The following is a 24013-nucleotide window of genomic DNA, read 5'->3' as shown; positions in this document are numbered from 1 at the left end:
TCAGTGCTGGCCTATCTTGGCTGACTGACTCGCTCTACCAGCTCGAAAAGCAAGACTGAATGTAGTTCGGCTACATACCCTTTCTTACTGACAACAACGCAAGCGGAGAAGTTATATGAATCAGGAGGTTAAAGACCTGGATCCAATGGAAACCCAAGAGTGGCTTGAGGCCCTGGATTCGGTGCTCACTCATGAAGGTGAAGCGCGCGCCAAATACTTACTGACCCAACTCGCTGACCGGATGCGTCGCGATGGCTCGCAGCTCCCTTTTTCGATTACCACCCCGCACCGCAATACGATCCCCGTGCACCGTGAAGCCAGAATGCCTGGCGATCTCTTTATGGAGCGCCGCATTCGCTCCCTGATTCGCTGGAATGCGATGGCGATGGTGATGCGGGCCAACAAGAAAAATCCGGGGATTGGCGGCCATATTTCGAGCTTTATGTCGAGCGCCACCCTCTATGATGTCGGCTTTAACTACTTCTTCCGCGCGCCCAAAGATGATTTCGAAGGTGATCTGGTTTATTTCCAAGGCCACGGTGCACCTGGTGTTTACGCACGCGCCTTTCTCGAAGGCCGCCTGACAGAAGACCAACTCAATCACTTCCGCCAGGAAGTCGATGGCAAGGGGGTTTCTTCCTATCCTCACCCTTGGTTAATGCCTGAGTTCTGGCAGTTCCCTACCGTTTCCATGGGCCTGGGGCCGATTCAAGCCATCTATCAAGCCCACGTGATGAAGTATCTGGATTCACGCGAACTCAAGCCGATGCACGATCGTAAGGTCTGGTGCTATATGGGTGATGGTGAGTGTGATGAGCCAGAATCTTTGGGCGCGATCTCACTGGCAGGACGCGAGAAGCTGGACAATCTGATTTTCGTCATCAACTGTAACCTGCAGCGGCTGGATGGCCCAGTTCGTGGCAACGGCCGCATTATGGATGAGCTGGAAGGCGTCTTCCGTGGCGCTGGCTGGAATGTCATCAAGGTGGTCTGGGGTCGTCATTGGGACCCTCTGTTTGAAAAAGACACCAAAGGCCTGATGCAAAAACGCATGGACGAGGTGGTGGATGGTGAATACCAAAACTACAAGGCCAATGGCGGCGCCTATACGCGTGAACACTTTTTTGGTGCCAATCCAGAACTGAAAGAGATGGTCAAAGACCTGACCGATGAAGATATCTACGGTCTGAACCGTGGCGGCCATGATCCCTATAAGGTCTACGCGGCCTACCATGAAGCGGTCCATAACGCTAATGGTCGTCCCACCGTGATTCTGGCGCATACCGTGAAGGGCTATGGTACAGGCGAAGATGGCGAGGCGAAAAATGACACCCACTCAGTCAAATCTTTGCAAATCGAGACGCTGAAAAAATTCCGTGATCGCTTTGGCATTCCGTTAAGCGATGAAGAGCTGGAGCAGGTGCCCTTCTACAAGCCTGCTGAAGACAGCCCCGAAATGCGCTATATGCGCCGCACTCGTGAAGGATTGAACGGTTATCTGCCTGCGCGTCGTGCTGATTTCGAAGCCCTGCCCGCGCCAGCACTGGATGACAAGATCTATGAAGCCATGCTGCAAGGCTCCAAAGGACGCGAGATCTCGTCCACGATGGCCTTTGTGCGTATTCTGACTGGCCTGACCAAAGACAAGGCCATAGGTGAGCGCATTGTGCCCATCGTACCGGATGAAGCCCGGACCTTTGGTATGGAAGGCATGTTCCGCCAGCTGGGGATCTACACCTCAGAAGGGCAGAAGTACAAGCCGGAAGATTCAAACCAGATCATGTTCTACCGCGAGGATAAAAAAGGCCAGATCCTCGAAGAAGGCATTACTGAAGCCGGCGCCATGTCAGCTTGGGTGGCTGCCGCAACCAGCTATAGCAACCACAACTACCCACTGGTGCCCTTCTACATCTACTACTCGATGTTTGGCTTCCAGCGTATTGGTGATCTGGCCTGGGCCGCCGGTGATTTGCAGGCACGCGGTTTCTTGGTGGGCGGCACAGCAGGACGCACCACACTGAACGGTGAAGGTCTGCAGCACCAAGACGGTCACAGCCACTTGATGGCGGCAACCATTCCCAACTGCCGCACCTATGATCCAACCTATAGCTATGAGCTGGCCGTGATCATTCAAGATGGTCTGAAGCGCATGTACGCAGATAAAGAAAACTGCTTCTATTATCTGACGGTCATGAACGAGAACTATGCTCACCCTGAAATGCCGCAGCGTCCCGAAGTGGCCGAGCAGATCATCAAAGGCATGTATCTGTTGAAAGAAGGCGGTACCGCCAAGCACAAGGTGCAGCTGCTAGGTTCAGGCACCATCTTGCGTGAAGTCGAGGCTGCTGCTGAGCTACTCAAGCAAGACTTTGATATTGAAGCCGATATCTGGAGCGCGACCAGCTTTAACGAGCTACGCCGTGAGGCCTTATCCGTTGAGCGCCACAACTTCCTGCACCCTGAAGAAGAAGCACGCCTGCCCTATATCACTCAACTGCTTCAAGGACGTCAAGGCCCAGCCATTGCCGCCACAGACTATATGAAGCTGTTTGCTGATCAGGTACGTGCTTGGGTACCGATGGATTACAAGGTGCTGGGCACAGATGGCTACGGCCGCTCCGATACACGCGAAAAACTGCGCCACTTCTTTGAAGTCGACCGCTACTTTGTTGTGATTGCCGCCCTGAAGGCTTTGGCTGATCGCGGTGAACTCCCCGCGAAGACCGTCACCCAGGCGATGGAAAAGTACGGTATCGATGCGAACAAATGTGATCCTCTCTTCTGCTAACTGCACGTTACAGCAGCCCTCGCCCTCTATTATTGAGGGTGAGGCGATCGAGAGAGCATCCGCTGAATGAACAAAAGGAGCACAACCTTGAGTAAACACATTATCCAAGTTCCCGATATCGGCGGCAGCGAAGATGTCGAAGTCATCGAGATCAGTGTCGCAGTGGGCGATAGCGTCCAAGCAGAAGACACGCTACTGGTGCTGGAATCCGATAAAGCCAGCATGGATATCCCCAGCCCAATGAGCGGCCGCATTACACGCCTTTTGGTACAAGAAGGCGATAAGGTCAGCCAAGGTGTTCAGATTATTGAGATCGAAACCGAGGGCGAAGCGGCCTCCAGCGCCACTGAACAGCCAACTGCTGCCAAAGCAGAAAGCACAGCGACTGCACCTGTTGCACCAGCCCCTGCGCCAGCTGAGGTCAGCTCAGCCACAGTCAGCCAACAACGCCAAGCCATCTATGTGCCCGATCTGGGTGGTCATGCTCAGGTAGAGATCATCGAACTGCCGGCCAAGGTGGGTGATCAGCTGCAAGCCGAAGACACCTTGCTGACTTTGGAAACCGACAAGGCGACGATGGATATTCCCGCCCCAGTCGCCGGTGAGCTTGTAGAACTGCTGGTGAAAGAAGGCGATAAGGTTTCAGAAGGCGATCTGATTGCTTATCTGCTCACAGCGGATAGCAGCGCTTCTGCGACGATCAGCTCCAACAGCGCGCCAGCACCTGCAGAGATCGCTCCCAGCGCACCTGCTGCCCCCGTGACCAGCGCCCCACGTGAGCAAGAGGTCCGCGTCCCTGATTTAGGTGGGCATAGTCAGGTTGAGATTATCGAGCTGGCCGCCCAAATCGGCGATCAACTGGCTGAAGACGCACCGCTGATCACACTGGAAACCGATAAGGCCACCATGGACATTCCTGCACCCTTTGCCGGTGAGCTGCTGGAGCTAAAAGTCAAGGTCGGCGACAAGGTCTCGGAAGGTGATCTGATCGCCATCCTGCGCACGCAATCCAGTGCCAATCCAGCGCCAGTCGCAGCCAGTGCCTCTCAATCCAGTGCAGCGCAAACCAGTGCGCCACAAGCCAGTGCACCCATCGCCGCGCCGGCAGCCACTAGTCCGGCGGCTCCAAAGGCAAGCCAGCCTGCCAGCTCAGGCAAGGTCCATGCTGGTCCAGCTGTTCGCTTACTTGCGCGTGAATTTGGTGTCGATCTCAGTCTGGTACCCGCCACAGGCCCACGTGGACGCATCCTCAAAGAAGACGTTCAGAACTATGTGAAGGCCATTCTTCAGCAGCCACGCTCGACGACACCGAGCACAGCTGCCAGTAGCGGCGCGGGCATTCCGCCTGTTCCCGTACAGGATTTCAGCCAATTTGGCGAGATCGAAGAAAAACCCATGGGACGCCTGCTCAAGGCTGGTGCCGTGAACCTGCATCGCTCTTGGCTGAATGTGCCTCACGTCACTCAGTTCGATCAGGCCGATATCACCGAGCTGGAAGATTTCCGCAAAAGCATCAAAGCAGAAGCCGAGAAGCAAGGCGCGAAGCTGACGCCGCTGCCCTTTATCATCAAAGCCTGCGCTCTGGCACTGGAAACCTTCCCGCAGTTTAACGTTTCCTTAGGTGCTGAAGGCGATACACTGATCTGGAAGAAGTACATCAACATCGGCTTTGCCGTTGATACACCCGATGGCCTGCTGGTGGCAGTGGTCAAGGATGCCAACAAAAAGAGTGTTTACCAGCTCGCACGCGAAACCGCTGATTTAGGTGCACGCGCGCAGAAAAAACAGCTTAAAGGCGAAGATATGAAAGGCAGCTGCTTTACTATCTCTTCTTTGGGCTCGATCGGAGGAACCGCCTTCACACCCATCGTCAATGCACCTGAAGTGGCGATTCTGGGCGTATCTAAGGCCAGCATCCAGCCTGTCTGGGACGGCAAGGTTTTCCAGCCCCGTCTGATGCTGCCGTTGTCTCTGTCTTATGATCACCGCGCGATTAACGGTGCGGATGCGGCACGCTTCACCAGCTTCCTGTCTCAGGTGCTGGCGGATATCCGCCGCATGCTGCTCTAATCTAGGTCAGCGCGATAGCCGATACAGATCAAACCCCAAGCTCGCCTTGGGGTTTTTTATGTGTCACCTTGGCGACGTTGCAAGCAGCCACAATCAACATCAAACATTTGTTTGATTTTTTATCCTATTCAGCTAAGGTAGGCAGATGCAGATGATTTAGGAATCGCTCTCACTAATAAAAACAAAGGGTAGCCAAGAGGACCCACCTATGTTCAAAACCATCTTCAAGCCAGGTATGGCGCTGATGAACCGTTTGGCCTACTTTGCCAAGTTCACCGTCATTGCTTTACTCTTCTTACTCCCCATGTTGCTGCTCAGTGGCTGGCATATCCATAATTTGTGGAACGATCTACTCCAAATTCGCAAGGAGCGCACCGGCTTGCAGCTACAGGGTCAAACACTCGATCTTGCACGTAGCAGTGAAGAGTTTCAGTTAATGACCGCACTGCTTGAAAACCACGAGTCCTCAGAGTTGACTCGCTTGCGTGAACAGGCGATACAAAACTGGCGTCAGCAGCTGGATAGCCTCCAACAAGCCGCAGCGGTACTGGATGATCCACAGCTACTAACCAGTCTCAATGAGCTGCAAGAACAGGCTGAAGGTCTTTTTTTGCCCCAAGGGCGACTGGGCCATCTTGGCCTCACGCTCAGTCATTACCAACCCTTGATTCTGAACACCTATCAACTTTTACAGGCTCTGCGCCAAAGCAGTGATCTGATGCAAGATCCGCGCGCTGAAGTACAGTTTATGCAGTTCGTCTTGAACGTTAAGCTGCCTGATACCTTGCAGGATCTTTCTCTTGGTCAAGCCTATGCTCTGCACGTTCTGCTACAAGAGTTTATGGATTCACGAAGCAGCAACGAGCTGGAGGCGCTGGTCGATCATCTGCACCAGGTGCAACGTCAATGGCACTTTCACCTGCATACCATGGCCCAACGCACACCACATCTCAGCAGCGCACTGACTGGCATCGATGATGACATCAAGGCTCAGCTTGAGGCCTTTCAGATGAGCCTAGAAGACGACATCATCTTCTCCGTGAGTCTGGATGGTGCCTGGCAAGATTTCCTACTCGCCAGCCAAGGTAACAAGGATCAGCTGCGTGATCTGGGACATCGTTTCTTGGCACTCAGTGATGCTGAACTGGCCATAGCCGAGCAAGAGCAGCGCCGAGCGCTGATCTGGATGGCTTTATTGCTGAGCTTACAGCTGCTGGTGATCGCTTATCTCTATACCTGCTTTTATGTTTCGATGCATGAAAACATGAATCAGCTTTTGAATCATGTGCAGGCTCTGGCACAGGGGGATTTGACCATCACCCCGCACAAGACCACAGATGATGAAATGGGCATTCTGACCGAAGCCTTTGCTGGCATGACAGAAAAAATGCGCAGCCTGGTCTCTACCGTGGCCGCCAGTGCCCAGCAGGTCAATGCGCAGGCACAGGGTGTGGCCAGCCATGCCGAACAGGCCCAGCTGACCAGTGGCAACCAGCAGGCTCAGACTGAAAGTGTCTCGTCATCGATGCAGGAGATGAAAACCAGCGCAGAAGAAGTGGCCAGCTATGCCGCCTCTGCCGCACAGGCATCCGCGCATGGACGTGAGCAGGTCGAGCAAGGTAAGGAAGTGGTCACTTCGATGCAAGAACGAATGCAACGCCTCAGTGCCACCCTGGTTGATGCGGCCCAGTCAGGCCAAGAGCTGGTCGAACGTAGCCAGCGTATCGGTGAGGCACTGGAGGTGATTCGCGCCATTGCTGAGCAAACCAACCTGCTGGCGCTGAATGCCGCCATCGAAGCCGCGCGGGCGGGTGAGCAAGGTCGCGGCTTTGCTGTCGTGGCTGACGAAGTACGTTCCTTGGCGAGCCGCACCCAAGAATCCACCCACAGTATTGCTGATATGATCAGCGATCTGCACCAGGTGGTCGATGGTGTTGTCGAGCATATCACCCTCGGGCACCAGCGTGCACAGCAAACCAGCGAGCAATCTGAGGCCGTCCAATCCAGCCTGCAAAAAATCCTGGATGCCATGCTCGATATCGATCATCAAAGCCAGCAGATCGCTTCTTCCGCTGAGCAGCAATCACAGGTTTCGCATGAGATTCATCTCAGTGTGCAAACCATTCGCGAAGGTAGTGATCAAGCTGCGCAAGGGGCAGAAGCCACTGCTGCGGCCAGCCATGCACTGACTGAAACCACGCAAAAACTTCAGCAGGCCATCAGTGCATTTAAGGTGCCTTAGGGCACCACCCCCACCTTAGGTATGAGTCCTTGGTGCTTGTCAGCATCGGGGACTCCCTGTATTGTCTGCGAAGCGCTAAGGATAGCCTGATGAAGAGCATGACTTTTTGCAGTCACTATTGATTACTTAGGAGGCCTCTGATTAACGTCATGAGCGCAGGTCAGGCCAATTTCAACGCAGCATCACCCAGCGCAATAGTTAATCAGAGGCTTCTTAGATATCAACATGAACCGCCATAGCAGGAACCCCTTTGGCCTTCTCTCTTCATCCCCAAGGTTTGGGCTTTCTATCACAAGCGCTTCGCGCTCAATGATCAAGAAAACACCAGTATTCTCTTCAGAGGCTCTGTATTGCGCTCAGTTTTTCTGCGGTGCCCTCAGGCCAGACTCCAGCGCTCTTGTGCAGCGAAGCAGTTTGGCCCATGCACCCAGGATCTGAGCCCGACAGTGTCTTCTTCACTAAAATAAACTGAGTAAAGGAGCAGCAGATGCGTTTAATTCTTTTAGGAGCACCCGGTGCCGGTAAGGGGACACAAGCCCAATTTATTTGTGAACACTTTGGTATCCCGCAAATTTCTACTGGTGACATGCTCCGCGCTGCCGTTAAAGCAGGCACGCCGATGGGATTGAAAGCAAAAGAAATCATGAACTCAGGTGGTCTGGTGTCTGACGATATCATTATCGGCCTCGTCAAAGATCGCATCGCTGAGGCAGATTGTGCCAAGGGCTTTTTATTTGATGGCTTTCCCCGCACCATTCCTCAGGCTGATGCGATGAAAGAAGCCGGTGTCAAGCTGGATCATGTGATTGAAATTGCCGTTGAAGATGAGGAAATCGTCAAGCGGATGTCTGGCCGCCGTGTGCATCCTGCCTCAGGCCGTACCTACCACTTGGTTTACAACCCACCCAAGGTTGAAGGCAAGGATGACGTGACAGGCGAAGATCTGATTCAACGTGAAGATGATAACGAAGCCACCGTGCGCCACCGTCTGGCCGTCTACCATGACCAAACAGCGCCTCTGGTTGAGTACTACCAAGCCTGGGCACAGCAGGATGCCGCTGCAGCGCCTGCTTATACTCGCGTTGAAGGCGTGGGCAGTGTTGATGACATCCGTCAGCAAGTGCTCCAAGCACTGAGCTAAGTGGATGCAGGGTGCGCCTGCGAGAGGCGTGCCCTTGCACACATCCCGAGTCAGCCATCCAGCATGCTGGCTCATAGTGTCATGCTGGCGAGACAATAGAAGGAGTTCACTTCTCGCTTGGCTTTTTTTCCTGTTATCATGCCGCCTGACTCACAGATCAGGTTTTATTCATGCCTTCCCTACTCGCTCTTGATACTTCCTCTGAGGCTTCTTCTGTCGCGCTTTGGCACCAAGGCCAGCTCTTAGAAGAAACGCGCTTGGCTCCCCGTCAACATGCCCAGCTGATTTTGCCCCAAATCCAAGCCCTACTGGCTGAAGCTCAGCTCAGCATGAGTGATCTCGACGGTTTAGTTTTTGGCCGTGGCCCTGGCTCTTTTACCGGCCTGAGAATTGCCGCTGCGACCACCCAAGGGCTCGCACTGGCACTCGATCTCCCCGTGCTGCCCATCTCAACGCTCGCCGCTCAAGCTTGGCAAGCGCATCAGGATTGTTATGCCACACGCTTGATCAGCTGTCTTGATGCACGCATGGATGAAATCTATTGGGCGGTGTATCAAGTTCAGCAAGGCCAGTTAATCTCGCTGACGGAGGAGCAATTGAGCGCGCCTGAGGCCCTGCTCGTCGAGCCTAAGATGGGCGAAGATTGGCTGGTGGTGGGATCAGGCGGCCTGTTTGAAGCGCGCTTTCCTGCCCTCACGCGCCAAGCCATTCAACAGGTCAAAAGCGATGTGCTGCCCAGTGCCGCTGCCATGCTCCCCCTTGCTTTACAGGATTGGGCAGCTCAGCGCTGGTGCTCTGCGGCTGAGATCGAACCCACTTATTTGCGTAATCAAGTGACGCATCAACCCGCCACGCAGCAACCCGTTCCTCTTCAACAAGGTTAAGCGCCAAGCTATGTCTTCTGCTCACCACTACAAAACTGTTTCTGCTTCACAAATCATTTTAAAAGAACTGATGGTGCCTTCTTATGCCAATTTTGGCGGCAAGGTGCATGGCGGTGTGATTCTGTCTTTAATGGATAAGATCGCCTATACCTGCGCCGCCAGCCATGCCAAAAGCTATTGCGTGACGGCCTCAGTCGACTCAGTGGATTTTATGAATCCCGTCGAGGTAGGTGAGCTGCTCACCCTCTTTGCCTCAGTCAACTATGTTGGGCACAGCTCGATGGAAGTGGGCATCAAGGTGATCTCTGAAGATTTCAAACAGGATATCGTCAAGCACACCAACACCTCTTACTTCACGATGGTGGCAGTCGATGAAGAAACCCGCCAACCGACAGCCGTTCCTGGACTGATTCTTGAAACCGAGCAGCAGATTCAGCGCTTTGTCATGGGTAAGTTACGCCGCCAGCTCAAGCGCCAGCACCACCGTGAAATCAACCAGCTACGCCAAGAGCTGAATCAAGAGCGCTTGCTGGCCGAAGTGGCTGGTGAACGCTGTCAGCTGCTGGTCGAGCCGCAAGCAGACTAAAAGCATGATGCAGATTCCACGCCATCTTCCTGCACCCACAGCGATTCGCCCTCAGGCTCGCCGACCTGCGCGCAGCCTGACGCCCTCCATCGAGGCACCTCAGGCATCGACGGCCAGTCTGGCTGGGGAATATCTGGCGGCCAGTGAGAGCGCGCCCAATTGGGAAGATGCCCATCTGCACACTCGTAAGGCGCTGATGCTCTATTGGGCGGTCGCCCATGGCGGTCAGCGCCCATCCCAGATTGACCTCTACATCTAGCCTGAACGGAACCCGCGTGACGCACAGCCTTCTCTATCTTGCTGATCCACAGCAACGCCAGCAGGCACAAGCCTGGGCAGAACAGCTTCAACTCACCCTGAGTGATACGCCACCTACACAGGGCTGCTATCTATTGGTCAATACACAGGGCTTAGGCTTGGCCTTGGCGGAAGAGCCCAAGGTGGCCCCAGTGCAAGTAGATTTGGTCGGCGGGCGCTTAGCTCATCGGCGTCAATTTGGTGGTGGGCGGGGCCAAGCTGTCGCCAAGGCGTGCGGCCTCAAAGCAGGGATCTCGCCGCGCATTCTCGATGCGACAGCCGGTCTGCTCAGTGATGCTTTTGTGCTCGCCAGTTTAGGTGCCGAGGTCTGGGCGCTGGAGCGCCATCCTTGGGTCGCCGCCTTGGGACAAGATGCCTACCAACGTGCCAGCGCACACCAGGACCCCGAACTGGCTTCGATCCTGGCGCGCTTGCGTTTATTTCAAGGGCAGGCCAGCCAGCGCCTCGCCGAACTCAGCCAAGATCTCCAAGCAGAAGTCATCTATCTTGATCCAATGTTCCCTGCTAGCAAAAAATCGGCGCAAGTCAAAAAAGAAATGCGCCTTTTCCATCATCTGGTTGGTCAGGATGAAGATGCCGATCTGCTATTGGAGATGGCACTGGATTGCGCCAGTCATCGCGTGGTGGTCAAAAGACCGCGCCATGCACCCTATCTGATGCAACGCGCACCGCAGATTGAACTCACCGGTCAGGCCAATCGTTTTGATATTTACAGCCTGAAAAAGCTCACTCGGGATGCCTAGGGTTGAGGGCTGAGGGCTGACCTAGATCACCATCAGGCTTAAGTCGACTAGCTATTTAGATGCATTTCCGCTGAAATAGCGCTGGCTTATCATTGACTGGATTCTAGGAGAACAAAATGAACAAGAAGTTGGCATGGGCAGCGGGCCTGCTGTTGAGTGGCTGGCAAGTGGCTCAAGCAGAAGTGCAGGTTTTTGAGGCCTGGTCTTTAGCGGCCCCAGCACAGGTCACACAGGTCCCAGTCTATATGACGCTAACACAAATGGGATCAGGCACAGAACGTCTGGTCGGCATCGAGTCGGACATGGCCGGTTCAGCACGCATCGTTCATCTTCAAGCCACAGAAGATGAGCTGGTTCCCATCCAGCTGGCGCAGGTGCAACTCCCGCAGCACATCCCTGTCACCCTCAATAGCGGCAACACCTTTATTCTGCTCGAAGATCTCCATCAGCCTCTGCGTGCAGGCCGCCATTTTAACCTGCGCCTGCACTTTGCCAATGCACCCAGCCAAGAAGTACGCGTCAGAGTGCGTCCCACCACCCTCTACGGTGATCGCTCACTGGATGATGTGCGCTCCGATCCCTTGCAGCAGCAACGCCCCACACGGCGTAGCGAAGGGCTGGATGACGTGATGACCGATCCACTGATCCGTTAGGTGGCCTCCTTGTGGCAAAGGGAAGTTACTCTCTTTGCCACAGAACCTGGCTTTTTACGCCACTCTCTTAACTCACCTCTCCTGGACTTAACTCACCTCTCGTGGACGCCAGTGGGTTAGGTGGGTCAGAATCAGGCGCAGCTGCGGATCAAAGAGCTGGCGGGCCTGGCTTAAAAGATCAACCAGCCGATCAGGGAAGGTCAAACGCTGCATCGCATCCTCGCGCAACCAACCCAGCAGCAGTAACTGGTGCACCGCCTGCTCAATCAAATGACGGTCGGAATATTCAGGCGAATGCAAGCCTTGCAGCAGCGCTAAACGACTAACAAATTCCTGCGCCCGCTCAATCAACTCCACCACGCTGAGCTGACCGCTCCCCTGTTGCTCCAGCAGTGCCAGCAACAGATAGTAGCGCTCTAGCGCCGGACGAACCAAATTCCCCAGCAGCTGAAGCTGAGAGAATTCGGAGGTGGTTTCTTCTGCACGCTGCCAAAGCTGATCAACACACACCACTAACTTCTGCTCAGCTAGCTGCTCTAAGGTGGTGCGCAACCTGGCCGTCAACTGCTCCAACGCGTGTTCCTCTTCAGCCGGTGGCAGAAAATACTCGGCTTGCAGCAGCGGATAGACCATCTTGGCTTGGAACAGCAAGGTGGCCTCGGTGACAGCAGGCTGCTCAAGCAACAAAAAAGCCATCAGCGAAGGCAGGGCAAAAAGATGCAGCGTATTATTGCGATAATAAGTCAGGCTAATGGCTTGGGTTTCATTCAAGCGATACAGCTGCCCCAGTGGATGGGCCACCGGCTCAACCCACTGCATGGCTTCAGCGGCAGCCAGCCATTCGCTAGGCCGACCTTCCGGGATCAAGGACACACCCATACGCTGCGCTAAATCAGCCAGCAGCTGCATCTGTTGCTCCATCAGCCCACCATCCAGCACGCGATGCTCACAAGCCAGCAGACTCAAGGCCACTAGGTTGGTTCGATTCAGACCTGCAGCCTGCTGAATCCGACCAGCAATCTCCTGCTGTAAAGCTGGCAGCGCCTGCTCATCGACCCGAGATGCCCGCCAGCTATCCAGATCGATCGGCTGGCCAAAGTTGACCTGCACCCGCCCAAAAGACTGACGCAGGTGCTTGATGACACGCAGCACATCTAAGGGGGATTCTTTTTTCTTACGCTGCCCTTGCAGCTCACTGAGATAAGTGCTGCCTTCAAGCACCTTTTCATAACCGATATAAATCGGAATCAGCAGCATGGGCTTCTGAGTCCCGCGCTCTTGTGCCTGTAGCGTTCGCGCCAGCAATCCCGGCTTGGGCAAGAGTGTTCGACCCGTGCGCGAGCGCCCTCCTTCAACAAAGAACTCCACCGAATGCCCTTGTAAAAACAGGGTATAGAGATACTCATAAAAAACGGCACGATACAAGGGTTGATCCTTAAAACTGCGCCGCATAAAGAAAGCCCCGCCACGACGCAAAAAAGGCCCGATAACCGGCATATTCAGATTCACACCTGCGGCAATATGCGGTGTCATCAGCCCTTGTTGAAAAAGCACATAGGACAAAAGAAGATAATCAATATGGCTACGGTGACAAGGCAGATAGACCAGCGTATAGCGACCGGCCTGATCCTTAAACTGCTCCAATCCAGTGACCTGAACACCATCATAGATGCGATTCCACACGCGATTCAGCAAGCGATCCAGCAGCAATAAAACAGGGTAGGAAACGTTAGAGGCGATCTCATCAATGTACTTTAATGCCTTCTCTTCTGCCTGACGCGGACTGGTCTGCGCGGCTTCCTCTGCCATAGCCTGCTTCACGGCGGGTGTCGTCATGATCACCTTTTTCAAAGTGCGACGATGGGATAAATCTGGCCCCAACAGGCGCGTTCTCGAACGGCGAAAGTACAGTTTCAACAAACGCCGAGTTTTCTCAGCTGCTTTCTCAGCACCCTGCTGCATCAAGCGCTCATGACTCATCACCTGATGCGCCAGAAAGGGCAAGCCGACCGCGACCCAAAGCTGACGGCCATGAAACAGCACCGCAAAAAACTTGTGCAATCGACCGCCGCCAGACCAGTAGTCTGCCGTGATCAACTTAAATAAAGACTCACTCCGTCGTGGTGCCCGCCCCCAATAAAAGCTGACTGGAATCACCTGTAGCTCGGTTTCTGGCTGTGCCTGCATCATCTGCCAGGCCTGGAGTAGATCTTCTGTTGGCTGCGCGCCTTGAAATGCCCGTCGCCAAGGTGGACTCTGCTCTAAAAAAAGCAGATTCGAATCCAGCTGATGCTGTCCAAGTTGCAAACGCGCCAAACGCGGCCAGCCTTGCTGCTGAATCAGCTGCTTCAACACCAGGCGATCCACCCAGCTTTTTCTTTCCATTAAATACAAGCAAGGGCGATCAAGCTTCAAGCTGGGCAGGGGCTCGCGTGTTAAATGCATCTTGACCCAGCGAGCCAAAAGAGCGCTTAATAAAAACTCCAAAGGTGCCCAGAGCATCAGCACCAATTTTTTCAATAACATAAAAAAAGGCAACCTATTCAAATTAACAAGATGGAAGATCGACAACCCGCCCTCTTACCGAAAAAGCTTTGCCGATGCTGAAGGGATTAGCTTGGCAGCCTCAGCAGCACTTCGAACTCATCAGTGAGGCCGTCGATTTTTATCCGCGTATGTTAACGGATATCGCAGCGGCAAGGGAGGTGATTCTCCTTGAGCTCTACTTGATTGAATCGGGGCTAGTCACCCAGGCTTGGGTCGAAGCTTTAAGTGCAGCCAGCCAACGTGGCGTGCAGGTCTATTTGCTGATAGATGGCTTTGGCGCTCGCCGCTTTGCGCCTGAAGAACGGGCGCAACTCAAGACCGCAGGAGTGATGATCCAAGAGTTTAATCCCTTGAACTGGCGGCAACTGAGTCAAAACCTGGTTCGTAATCATCGCAAGCTGCTGTTGATTGATCACCAGATCGCCTATGTGGGTGGATTTGGTTTGGCGGATATGTGGATCACGCCAGAAACGGCCTGGTTAGAGGTCGCGCTGCGTATTCAAGGCTCTTGCGTGACCCAGTGGGCGCAGACTTTTCGCCAGAGCTGGCCAAGTCGTCCTCTTGCTGCTGCCCTCTGCCCGCATCCGCCCATCCACTGGCCTGCTGCTGCTCTGGCCTCAGACAATGAAGGGCGCGTGGTCACTGGCTGGGGCCTGTATCGCCACACCATCAAGCTGTCATTGCTGCGTCAGATCTATCAGGCACAAGAGCAGATCTGGATTGCGACCCCCTATTTTGCGCCGAGTCGTCGATTGAGGCGCGCCTTGATCCAAGCGGCGCAGGCTGGTGTTTCAGTCCATCTGCTGCTGCCAGGGCCCAAGACAGATCACCCCGCCATACGCTTTGCCGGACAAAGGTTTTATCCCGAGCTGCTCAAAGCGGGTGTGCGTATTCTGGAGCTGGAGCCACGTTTTTTGCATGCCAAGGTCAGCCTCTGCGATCAGTGGATTTCGATCGGCTCCTGCAATTTTGACTATTGGGGGTTGCGCTGGAATCTAGAAGCGAACCAAGAAGCGCGCTGTGCTGCTCTTGCGCAGCAGGTGGAAGCCTGGTTTCAACAGGCTGCGCTGGACAGCTGCTGGATCGATACTCAACTCTGGCAACAGCGCCCCTGGTGGATCAAAATCCAGGAGCGCTTTTGGGGCTGGATTGGTGCATTAGTTCAACGCTGGCATTAGGCACCAAGAAGATCAATCACTCATCAAGCATGACACCAGTTCAACCTCAGTGACGCCTTGGTGCTTTTTTCTTCTGACCAGCGGTGGCTTTTTTCTGCACGACAGGTGCGGCCTTTTCTTCTGGTGCATTCAGCTGACAATAGAGATCCAGCAGCAAATCTGGCAATTGGCGGACAAACTGCTCTAATAGCGGCTCGTCTTCTTCCATCTCAGCAAACTCAGCATCTTCTTCGCCAAACAGGCCAGACAGCACCATGATCGGCAGCAGCAACTCCGCCAAGGCTGGATCATCAAGAGACAGCTGCTCTTCCTGCTCAAAACAGGCTTGCATAAAGCCTGCGGCCCAGTCGACGATCCAATCAGCCTGCTCTTCATCCCAAGCTTGGAAGGGCAACTCGATACCACCACCCTGATACAAGCCCTGCTGCGCACGCTCCAGCGCGATCTGCGCCAGCTGGGTCACGGCATTTGCTGAGGGCGTCTGCTCAAGCTGGCTTTCAATCGGGCCCAGCCATTGGGGATTCAGCTGCTCCTGCGCGGGTAACAAGGCCAAGGCACTGATATAGCCCAGCAATTCAAAGAGCTGAAACACATCTTCGTCCTGCTGAGCAAGATCGCTTAGATGCTGATCAAGTTGGTCAAGCTGCTCATCATCAAGTAAGCTAAGGGGCACTTCATGGTCTGGATTCATAGTCACAACTCAAGCTAGGTGGAATCAATAGCGATCAAGGCAGATTGTAGCACTGATTCCTGGTCTCTTTGCAGTACAACGACAGGCCTGCCTCTCACTCTTTATATGTCCGACTTACACACACTTTTTACTGAACTCAATCGCGCCGTAACGCACCACTATCAACTTGCCGAAGCCTACTATCTGCGTGCTTTTCCACGGCCTCAGGTCAGCTTAAAGCTGCGTGGACGTAGCGCGGGGATCGCCGAAGGGCATCTGAATCGCCTGCGCTTTAATCAACAGCTGCTATTAGAGAACCAACAGGATTTTATTCAGCAAGTCGTGCCGCATGAGGTCGCCCATCTTGTGGCTTGGCAGCTTTTTGGCCGTCGCATCCGCCCCCACGGCCCTGAATGGCGTCGTATCATGGAAGAAGTCTTCAAGCAGCAAGCTCGGCGTACACACACCTTTGAGGTGCGCCAAGCTGCGGGTCAGTGTTTTGTTTATCACTGTGGCTGTGTAGGGCGCGAACATCATCTCACCATCCGACGCCATAATAAAATTGGCCGTGGTCAGGGCTATCTGTGCCGCCTCTGTGGTAGTCGTTTACACTTTGCGCGGCAGGAAAAGAGCGTGACCAAGCCATGACTCTTCAGTCATAAAATCACAAGTCATTGATTTTAAAAAGATAAAAGCTGCGACCAAGGTCTAATATTTTTATCCATCGCTGGGCATGTATAACTTCTCATCAGTATCAACATATAAAAACAAATCCACCCAGACACAGAGGCTGAGTCTGATGAGCGAACAACAGAAAGTCTATCCAGTAAAACCTGAAGTGGCTGACGCCGCATGGATCAATAAAGAACAATACCTTGCCATGTACGCTGAGTCAGTCAACAACCCTGAAGCCTTCTGGGCTGAGCAGGGCAAACGCCTTGATTGGATGCAACCCTATACCCGCGTTAAAAACACCAGCTTTGATCCACACAATGTCGATATCCGCTGGTTTGAAGATGGCACCCTCAACGCCTCGGTAAACTGCTTGGATCGCCATCTTGCAGAGCGCGGTGATCAGGTCGCGATTATTTGGGAAGGCGATGATCCCAACGAAGACAAGAAGATCACCTACCGCGAGCTTTACCATGAAGTCTGTCGCTTTGCGAATGGCCTGAAAAAACTGGGCGTTCAAAAAGGCGAAGTCGTCACCCTGTATATGCCGATGGTACCCGAGGCGGCCATTGCGATGCTGGCCTGTGCTCGTCTGGGCGCAGTGCATTCTGTCGTCTTTGGTGGCTTCTCACCCGATGCGATTGCCAGCCGTGTCATTGGCTCAGATTCACGCATCATCATCACCTCTGATGAAGGTCTGCGTGGCGGCAAGTGTGTTCCATTAAAAGAAAATGTGGATGAAGGCCTGAACAACCCAGCTGTCAAAACGGTCGAGCATGTGGTAGTGCTGAAGCGCACCGGAGGCAGCATTGATTGGCAAGAAGGCCGTGATGTCTGGTGGCATGAGCTGGTCGCGGATTGTGCGGATGAGTGCCCTGCCGAAGAAATGCAGGCTGAAGACCCTCTCTTTATTCTGTTCACTTCAGGCTCAACTGGCGCGCCCAAGGGCTTAAAGCACACCACCGGCGGCTATCTGGTCTATGCCTCGATGACCCACCAGTATATTTTTGACTACAAACCCGGTGAGGTTTACTGGTGTACAGCGGATGTGGGCTGGGTCACTGGCCACAGCTATATTGTTTATGGCCCACTGGCCAATGGTGGCACCACCCTGATGTTTGAAGGCGTACCCAGCTACCCTACGCATGGTCGTATAGGTGAAGTCTGCGACAAGCATCAGGTTAATATTCTCTATACCGCACCCACTGCTGTGCGCGCTTTAATGGCCCAAGGCGATAACGTGATGGACAGCTCGACGCGTTCCAGCTTGCGCCTGCTGGGTTCTGTTGGTGAGCCAATCAACCCTGAAGCCTGGGAGTGGTACTACCGCGTGATCGGTAACAGCCAGTGCCCAATTGTGGATACCTGGTGGCAAACCGAAACCGGCGGCATTTTGATTGCCCCTCTGCCCGGTGCGACAGATCTGAAGCCTGGCTCGGCGACTCTGCCCTTCTTTGGCGTACAGCCTGCATTGGTGGATGCTGAAGGCAAGATTCTGGAAGGCGCGACAGAAGGCAACCTGGTGATTCTGGACTCCTGGCCTGGTCAAGGTCGCTCCATCTGGGGGGATCACGAGCGCTTTGTGCAAACCTACTTCTCTACCTATCAAGGGATGTACTTTACTGGTGACGGTTGCCGCCGCGATGAGGATGGCTGCTACTGGATTACCGGTCGTGTTGATGACGTGATCAACGTTTCTGGACATCGCATGGGTACAGCTGAGGTCGAATCTGCACTCGTAGCTCATGAAGCTGTTGCCGAGGCGGCTGTGGTGGGTTACCCGCATGATATCAAGGGTCAAGGCATCTATGTTTATGTCACCTTGGCGGATGGCTTTGATGCCAGCGATGAGCTGCGCAAAGAGCTAGTGAAGTGGGTGCGCAAAGAGATCGGCCCGATTGCATCACCCGATGTCATTCAGTTCTCTCCTGGCCTACCCAAGACGCGTTCAGGCAAAATCATGCGCCGCATTCTGCGTAAGATTGCCGCCAATGAAACCGATGGTCTGGGTGATACCAGTACGCTGGCCGATCCTTCAGTGGTGGATGATCTGATCGAAAACCGCGCCATTCAATAACCTCTGCGATTTCTCTAGCCTGGCCCCACCACTCGGTGGGGCTTCTTTTTGTGCCTTGATAAATCAGTAAAGTCAGATAATAATGGTCTGAAGTTACACTCTTTTACTGGAGGAAAGTGAATGGCTTTACGCCACAAAATTATCGTTGCTGACGATCACCCCTTGTTTCGTGCCGCACTCCAGCAAGCGGTCACCCAAGCCTTAAGTGATGTCGAGATAGTTGAGGCTGATACTCTGGAAGCTGTTCATCATGCCGTTGCCCATCATCCAGATGCGGACCTGATTCTGCTCGATCTTCATATGCCCGGCGCACACGGCTTTTCTGGTCTGGTGTTCTTAAGTGGTGTCAATCCCGGTATTCCGGTGGTGGTGGTCTCAGGCAGTGAGGATAATCATGTTATTCGTCGCGCGATGGACTATGGCGCATCCGGCTTTATCCCCAAATCCTCTTCTCTGGAAACCATCGGCCAAGCCATTGCTCAGGTTCTGAACGGTGAGGTCTGGATTCCGCCAGCGGTGGCAGAGCATCTCGATGAGATCAGTGAAGAAGAAGCACGTTTTGCTGAGGCACTGGCTTCTTTAACGCCACAGCAGTTCCGTGTATTGAATATGCTCACTGAAGGTCTGCTCAATAAGCAAATTGCCTATGAGTTGGATGTCTCAGAAGCCACCATCAAGGCCCATGTCACCGCTATTTTACGCAAGCTCGGTGTGCATTCACGCACCCAGGCGGTGATTGCTGCCAAGCGTTTAGAGGTTGAAGCGCCCAAGGTGAATACGCCTTAAGCTGTTTTCTATCACGCAGCAGCCTCGAAGCCAGCATCCTTGCTGGCTTTTTTTATGGCTGATCCGCCGACGCCTGGGCTTTGCGCTTTTGCATCTGCATCATACGTGTGAGCAAAGCACGCAGCGCTGCTGGCTTCACTGGCTTATGCAGCAGTTGATAACCAGCTTGCCGCACTTCTTCACTGATCACATCCGTACGATCCGCTGTAATAATAATGCCCGGCAAGGCAGGCTCACCCAGAAAACGCGCCAGCCCCTGTAAAGCCATCACACCGGTCAGGTCATCATCGAGATGATAGTCAGCCAGATAGATCTCAGGACGCACCTCCATCTGTTGTAGTAAGCTCAGCGCCTCCTGCTCTGAAGCCGCTGTCGCGACCTCACACTGCCAGCCGCTGAGCATGGCCTTCATGCCTTCCAAGATCAGCGGCTCGTTATCGATACATAAGAGTTGCAAGCCATCCAGACGATTGAAGCTGCGTCGCCCTGGTAAAAAGTGCGCTGGCTGCTGCTGAGCGGGTACGCAAGGGAGTGCGACTGAAAACACCGTGCCCTGCCCAGGCCAGCTTTTCACTTCAAGGCGATGCCCTAGTACGCGCGACATACGCTCGGCAATGGAGAGCCCCAAGCCCAGCCCCTTTTCTTTGCGCTTATCTGGCGTGGAGTCAAGGCGGCGGAACTCCTGAAAAATCTCACCAAGGCGGCTTTCTGGAATCCCAGGCCCAGTATCCCAAACCTGCACGACCAGCTGATCACCACGGCGACGACACCCCAGCAATACCTTGCCTTCTCCGGTATAACGCAGCGCATTAGAAAGAAAGTTTTGGATAATGCGCCGCAACATCTGCGCATCACTTCGCACCCAGCATTGGGTTTTGACCTGGCGCAAAACCAGATCCCGCTCTGCCGCCATCACACTAAACTCAGCTTTTAAAGGCTCAAAAATTTCGCTGAGCGCAAAATCAGTGATCCGTGGCTGCAAGGCTCCTGCATCCAGTTTAGAAATATCCAGCAAGGTGCTGAGCAGCTCTTCGGCCGCCTTCAAGGAGTTATCAATATGCGAGATGGTGGTTTTCAGCTCAGGCTCTTGTACCTGCTGTGCCACCGCAGAAGTAAACAGTCGCGCTGCATTTAAAGGCTGCAAGAGATCATGGCTGGCCGCGGCAAGGAAGCGTGTTTTAGAAGCATTGGCCTCTTCCGCCTGCTGCTTGGCGTGGCGCATATCCTCTTCTGCCTGAGCACGCACCTTATTTTCCTTAAAGAGCGCACTATTGAGTTCAGAAAGCGCCAGTGTTCGCTCCCGCACCCGCTCTTCCAGATGCTCATTGGTTTCTTGCAGGGCCACTTCGACCAAGCGCCTCTCGGTTATATCTTGATAGAGCGCAAAGAAGCCCAGCACCTCACCGCTTTCTGCCAAGTGTGGCGTATAGGTGACCAACGCATAGCGTATGGCGTGATGCCCCGGCATTTCCAACTCAAAGGTCTGGCGTCGTCCATCTAAAGCGGCCCGCATATAAGGCTGACGCGCCTCATAGTCCAGAGTGGACAGCACTTCATAAATAGGCCGGCCAATCACCTGATTGCGATCGACACCCATGGCTTCTTCATAGGCGCGGTTGGTAAACAGGTAGCATTTTTCAGTATCAAAATAAGCAATCAATGCCGGCACATTATCGGTATAGATACGGATATTGTTTTCGGATTGGATCAAAGCCTCTTCAATTTGCTTTTGCTGGGTAATATCTTGATAACTATAGACAAAACCTCCACCAGGCATGGGATTCCCCTGGATTTCCAGCACACTGCCATCCTTGCGGTAGCGTACATAAGCATGGGGCTGGCCTTCGCGAATATTTTCCATCAACTGCTGCACATGGGCCTCTGGATCGCCAGGCCCATACTCTCCCCGCTCAGCGTTATAACGGAAAATCTCAATGGCTGGACGGCCAACACGGATAAAGTGATCAGGGAAGTGAAAGAGCTCTAAGTAGCGTTGATTCCAGACCACCAGATTGAGGTGCTTATCGACAACACTGACGCCCTGAGAGAGGTTTTCTATCGTCGATTGTAGGAGGCTGCGGTTAAACTCCAGCACCTGCGAGGCTTCATCCACAATCGAGATCACATCAGAGATTTTAATCTCCTTGCCTTGCAAGGCCGAACTCATCACCACACGTGCAGAAGAGGCTCCGAGCACGCCAGCCAGCAGACGCTCAGTCAGCTGAATCAGCTCGATACTGGCCGGATCTTCATTCTTCAGCGGTTCGAGTCCGCGCTTAAAGGCAAAGTCATAAAAGGCGCGATCGACCACTTCACGGCCCACAAAGCGCTCAGCGACCACGCGCAGATCACCCAGCTTCGTCGCGCCCTGCCAAGGACGGGGTGCCTTGACCACCTTAGGCTCCAGACTATCGACAAAGGCCGAAGCCTGAATGCGATCAATCACTCTTTGACGAGTTAAGCGCGATACCAGTATATAAGCGAGCAGGTTACTTCCAAGACTCCACAATACACCTTGAGTAAAAAAGTCGAGCTGCTCGACCCCAAGCAAGGCTGTTGGCCGCAACCAAGCCACTCCCCAAGGACCATGAGTGAGCAGCTGGTGACTGACCAAACCGGCCATCTCAAGACTTGGGAGCAGCAGTGTATAGGCCCAGAAAAAACCACCCAGCAGCAGGCCACTGAGCACCCCCCAGCGATTGCCCGTCTTCCAGATCAATCCCCCTAGAGCGGCTGGTGCCAGCTGGCCGATGGCGGCAAAAGCCAGAAAACCTGTGGCAGCCAGCGAGTTGAATTCAGCAATCGTGCGATAGGTCAGATAACCAAGCAGAATGATAAAGACCGTCGTCAACCGCCTGACCAGTACCACCACACGACCAAAGTGCTGGTGTGAGCCACGCGGTGTCCAGCGCGCCTTCAGAAGAAAAGGGATCACAATTTCATTTGAGACCATAATACTCACCGCCACCGTGGTCATGATCACCATACTGGTGGCAGCTGAAAAACCACCGATATAGGCCACCAGAGTCAGGCTGGGCGAATCAAAGGCCATCGGCAACAGCAGCACAAAAGTATCGGGTTCAACACTGCCTGGCGTAAAGGTCAGCAAACCGGCCAGCGCCAGTGGCATCACCATCAAAGCAATCAGCAGAAGATAGACAGGCAAAAACCAGCGCGCATAGCGGGCATCATCTCGATGGGCGTTTTCAACCACGGTGACATGGAACATACGCGGAAGCAGAATCACGGCCATCATGGCCAGCAAGGTTTGCGCTATAAAACCTTGATTCAAAACGCTGTAATCCAGCTGGGTGGTAAAGGGCTGTTGCTGCTGTACCTGGCTGATCAAAGACTCTAGGCCACCAAAGACGCCCCAGATCACAAAACTGCCCAAGAGCAAAAAAGCACCGATTTTAATCACGGATTCAAAAGCTATGGCCCGCATCAGCCCCTCATGATGCTCGGTTGCATTGACTTGACGTGTGCCAAACAGCAAGGCAAAAGCCCCCAGTGCCAAGGCAACATAAAAGGCCGTATCGAGTAGCAGCGCTTCCTGTCCCAGCCCATCTAACCCAGAAAGAGCCTCCACCGGATCAGGGTCTGTTAGCAGGCTATAGGCCATGCTGATCGCCTTTAACTGCAGCGCGATATAAGGCAGCGTCCCGACCAAGGCGAAGAGAGTCACCATCACCGCCAGAGGCTGCCACTTACCATAGCGAGAGGCAATAAAATCAGCAATCGAGGTAATATTCTGTGCCTTGCTCACACGAAACAGCTTACGCACCCAAGGCCAGGCCAGCAGATAGGTCAAGACTGGGCCAAGAAAGATGCTCAGGTACATCCACCCTCCGGCCGCCGCCTGCCCAACCGCACCATAGAAGGTCCAAGAAGTACAATAGACAGCCAGCGCCAAGCTGTAAATCCAAGGGCGCGCAACGGGCATCTGCTGCCGACGTGCCTGCTGATCTCCATGCCATGCAATACCAAATAAAAGAAGCAAATAAAGGAGAGAGAAAAGTATCAGCTGCCAGCTATCAAACATCGTGTATCCGCCACTTAAAAGAAATCCGCATCAAAAAAACGCCTTCTACCCTTGCCGACGCACAATATAACGGCTTCAGACGCTGAACAATAGCGCTCTACCTCACCGCTGAGACAGGTTGATCGCCAAATAGAGATTAGACTATTGTCCTGCTCCGCTACTGCCACCAAAGATTCACACAAATACAAGCCATTGTTTTTATTGATTTAAACAATAAAAACTGCGCCACGCATCCAGTTTAAGACTAAGGTCGGGGCTATTCAGTCCGCAATGAATTTTGCAGAATGCAATTGGATCTTCTCCAGGCAATGCGGGATATCCCCACTCTCAATAACAATAAACGGAGAGCAACACTATGGCAGATAATAACTCCAATGCTGCTGCATACTGGTCGGCGAACCTTCGCCTGATCTTTATCAGTTTTGCCGTTTGGCTGCTGGTATCTTTTGGTTTTGGCATCCTTCTGCGCCCAATGCTCGCTGGCATTGCGGTAGGCGGAACGGATCTTGGCTTCTGGTTTGCCCAGCAAGGCTCGATTCTCGCATTTATCGCGATCATTTTCGTCTACGCATGGAAAATGAATCAGCTCGATAAAAAATTCGGTCTTGAGGAGTAA

Annotated in this window: 17 protein-coding genes; 14 read left to right on the top strand and 3 right to left on the bottom strand. The window is 53.6% G+C overall.

Annotated elements, in window-relative coordinates; all coding sequences use genetic code 11:
- The first annotated feature begins 115 nt into the window (after window positions 1–115).
- The 9 genes from aceE (at window position 116) to V6U78_RS02150 (ending at window position 11425) form a co-directional block, all read left to right on the top strand.
- On the top strand, window positions 116–2788 hold the full coding sequence (gene aceE / locus V6U78_RS02190) for a pyruvate dehydrogenase (acetyl-transferring), homodimeric type (protein WP_405336733.1): 2673 nt from the start codon (window positions 116–118) through the stop codon (window positions 2786–2788).
- An 87-nt stretch (window positions 2789–2875) separates the two neighbouring features.
- The gene (aceF, locus tag V6U78_RS02185) at window positions 2876–4858 is read left to right on the top strand and encodes a pyruvate dehydrogenase complex dihydrolipoyllysine-residue acetyltransferase (RefSeq protein ID WP_405336731.1); all 1983 of its coding nucleotides are present in this window, start codon (window positions 2876–2878) and stop codon (window positions 4856–4858) included.
- Window positions 4859–5066: 208 nt separating this feature from the next.
- Window positions 5067–7100, top strand: coding sequence for a methyl-accepting chemotaxis protein (locus V6U78_RS02180; protein WP_405336729.1), 2034 nt, complete (start codon window positions 5067–5069; stop codon window positions 7098–7100).
- 487 nt (window positions 7101–7587) lie between these two features.
- Window positions 7588–8241: an adenylate kinase gene (gene adk / locus V6U78_RS02175; RefSeq protein WP_405336727.1), complete on the top strand. Its 654-nt coding sequence runs from the start codon at window positions 7588–7590 to the stop codon at window positions 8239–8241.
- 170 nt (window positions 8242–8411) lie between these two features.
- Window positions 8412–9125 carry a tRNA (adenosine(37)-N6)-threonylcarbamoyltransferase complex dimerization subunit type 1 TsaB gene (tsaB, locus tag V6U78_RS02170; protein WP_405336725.1) on the top strand — a complete coding sequence of 238 codons (714 nt, stop codon included), beginning with the start codon at window positions 8412–8414 and terminating at the stop codon, window positions 9123–9125.
- Between the two features lie 10 nt (window positions 9126–9135).
- Window positions 9136–9711 carry an acyl-CoA thioesterase gene (locus V6U78_RS02165; RefSeq protein WP_405336723.1) on the top strand — a complete coding sequence of 192 codons (576 nt, stop codon included), beginning with the start codon at window positions 9136–9138 and terminating at the stop codon, window positions 9709–9711.
- Between the two features lie 4 nt (window positions 9712–9715).
- Window positions 9716–9970: a hypothetical protein gene (locus tag V6U78_RS02160; RefSeq protein ID WP_405336721.1), complete on the top strand. Its 255-nt coding sequence runs from the start codon at window positions 9716–9718 to the stop codon at window positions 9968–9970.
- A gap of 16 nt (window positions 9971–9986) precedes the next feature.
- Window positions 9987–10772 (top strand): class I SAM-dependent methyltransferase, encoded by a 786-nt coding sequence (locus V6U78_RS02155; protein ID WP_405336719.1) that lies wholly within the window; start codon window positions 9987–9989, stop codon window positions 10770–10772.
- 116 nt (window positions 10773–10888) lie between these two features.
- Entirely contained in the window at window positions 10889–11425 is a 537-nt protein-coding gene (locus V6U78_RS02150; RefSeq protein WP_405336717.1) for a copper chaperone PCu(A)C, read from the top strand.
- Window positions 11426–11512: 87 nt separating this feature from the next.
- On the opposite strand, the gene plsB is transcribed toward V6U78_RS02150, so the two are convergent.
- Entirely contained in the window at window positions 11513–13951 is a 2439-nt protein-coding gene (gene plsB / locus V6U78_RS02145) for a glycerol-3-phosphate 1-O-acyltransferase PlsB (protein WP_405336715.1), read from the bottom strand.
- 74 nt (window positions 13952–14025) lie between these two features.
- Here plsB and V6U78_RS02140 point away from each other — a divergent pair, with 74 nt between their 5' ends.
- Complete coding sequence (locus V6U78_RS02140) at window positions 14026–15150, top strand: phospholipase D-like domain-containing protein (RefSeq protein ID WP_405336713.1); 1125 nt, start codon at window positions 14026–14028, stop codon at window positions 15148–15150.
- A gap of 46 nt (window positions 15151–15196) precedes the next feature.
- On the opposite strand, the gene V6U78_RS02135 is transcribed toward V6U78_RS02140, so the two are convergent.
- Entirely contained in the window at window positions 15197–15841 is a 645-nt protein-coding gene (locus tag V6U78_RS02135; RefSeq protein WP_405336711.1) for a YecA/YgfB family protein, read from the bottom strand.
- Between the two features lie 105 nt (window positions 15842–15946).
- On the opposite strand from V6U78_RS02135, the gene V6U78_RS02130 reads away from it, so the two are divergent.
- The 3 genes from V6U78_RS02130 (at window position 15947) to V6U78_RS02120 (ending at window position 19355) form a co-directional block, all read left to right on the top strand.
- Window positions 15947–16468 carry a SprT family zinc-dependent metalloprotease gene (locus V6U78_RS02130; RefSeq protein ID WP_405336709.1) on the top strand — a complete coding sequence of 174 codons (522 nt, stop codon included), beginning with the start codon at window positions 15947–15949 and terminating at the stop codon, window positions 16466–16468.
- Between the two features lie 151 nt (window positions 16469–16619).
- Window positions 16620–18569, top strand: coding sequence for an acetate--CoA ligase (acs, locus tag V6U78_RS02125; RefSeq protein WP_405336707.1), 1950 nt, complete (start codon window positions 16620–16622; stop codon window positions 18567–18569).
- 120 nt (window positions 18570–18689) lie between these two features.
- Entirely contained in the window at window positions 18690–19355 is a 666-nt protein-coding gene (locus tag V6U78_RS02120; RefSeq protein ID WP_405336705.1) for a LuxR C-terminal-related transcriptional regulator, read from the top strand.
- Between the two features lie 52 nt (window positions 19356–19407).
- Here the strand turns inward: V6U78_RS02120 and V6U78_RS02115 are convergent, their stop codons facing one another.
- Window positions 19408–23397 carry a NahK/ErcS family hybrid sensor histidine kinase/response regulator gene (locus V6U78_RS02115; RefSeq protein ID WP_405336703.1) on the bottom strand — a complete coding sequence of 1330 codons (3990 nt, stop codon included), beginning with the start codon at window positions 23395–23397 and terminating at the stop codon, window positions 19408–19410.
- 355 nt (window positions 23398–23752) lie between these two features.
- Between V6U78_RS02115 and V6U78_RS02110 the strand changes: the two genes are divergently transcribed.
- Window positions 23753–24013 carry a DUF4212 domain-containing protein gene (locus V6U78_RS02110; protein WP_405336701.1) on the top strand — a complete coding sequence of 87 codons (261 nt, stop codon included), beginning with the start codon at window positions 23753–23755 and terminating at the stop codon, window positions 24011–24013.

It is taken from the genome of Marinospirillum alkalitolerans (assembly GCF_045055655.1).
Classification (GTDB): Bacteria; Pseudomonadota; Gammaproteobacteria; order Pseudomonadales; family Halomonadaceae; genus Marinospirillum; species Marinospirillum alkalitolerans.
This window is presented reverse-complemented; position numbering and strand designations above follow the sequence as displayed.

Excerpts from the sequence above, each read along its gene's own strand:
- tsaB (WP_405336725.1), top strand. The coding sequence starts at position 8,412 with ATGCCTTCCCTACTCGCTCTTGATACTTCCTCTGAGGCTTCTTCTGTC.
- V6U78_RS02115 (WP_405336703.1), bottom strand. The coding sequence starts at position 23,397 with ATGTTTGATAGCTGGCAGCTGATACTTTTCTCTCTCCTTTATTTGCTT.
- V6U78_RS02120 (WP_405336705.1), top strand. The coding sequence starts at position 18,690 with ATGGCTTTACGCCACAAAATTATCGTTGCTGACGATCACCCCTTGTTT.
- V6U78_RS02110 (WP_405336701.1), top strand. The coding sequence starts at position 23,753 with ATGGCAGATAATAACTCCAATGCTGCTGCATACTGGTCGGCGAACCTT.
- aceE (WP_405336733.1), top strand. The coding sequence starts at position 116 with ATGAATCAGGAGGTTAAAGACCTGGATCCAATGGAAACCCAAGAGTGG.
- V6U78_RS02180 (WP_405336729.1), top strand. The coding sequence starts at position 5,067 with ATGTTCAAAACCATCTTCAAGCCAGGTATGGCGCTGATGAACCGTTTG.
- V6U78_RS02165 (WP_405336723.1), top strand. The coding sequence starts at position 9,136 with ATGTCTTCTGCTCACCACTACAAAACTGTTTCTGCTTCACAAATCATT.
- V6U78_RS02150 (WP_405336717.1), top strand. The coding sequence starts at position 10,889 with ATGAACAAGAAGTTGGCATGGGCAGCGGGCCTGCTGTTGAGTGGCTGG.
- V6U78_RS02140 (WP_405336713.1), top strand. The coding sequence starts at position 14,026 with ATGCTGAAGGGATTAGCTTGGCAGCCTCAGCAGCACTTCGAACTCATC.
- acs (WP_405336707.1), top strand. The coding sequence starts at position 16,620 with ATGAGCGAACAACAGAAAGTCTATCCAGTAAAACCTGAAGTGGCTGAC.
- V6U78_RS02135 (WP_405336711.1), bottom strand. The coding sequence starts at position 15,841 with ATGAATCCAGACCATGAAGTGCCCCTTAGCTTACTTGATGATGAGCAG.
- adk (WP_405336727.1), top strand. The coding sequence starts at position 7,588 with ATGCGTTTAATTCTTTTAGGAGCACCCGGTGCCGGTAAGGGGACACAA.
- V6U78_RS02160 (WP_405336721.1), top strand. The coding sequence starts at position 9,716 with ATGATGCAGATTCCACGCCATCTTCCTGCACCCACAGCGATTCGCCCT.
- plsB (WP_405336715.1), bottom strand. The coding sequence starts at position 13,951 with ATGTTATTGAAAAAATTGGTGCTGATGCTCTGGGCACCTTTGGAGTTT.
- V6U78_RS02130 (WP_405336709.1), top strand. The coding sequence starts at position 15,947 with ATGTCCGACTTACACACACTTTTTACTGAACTCAATCGCGCCGTAACG.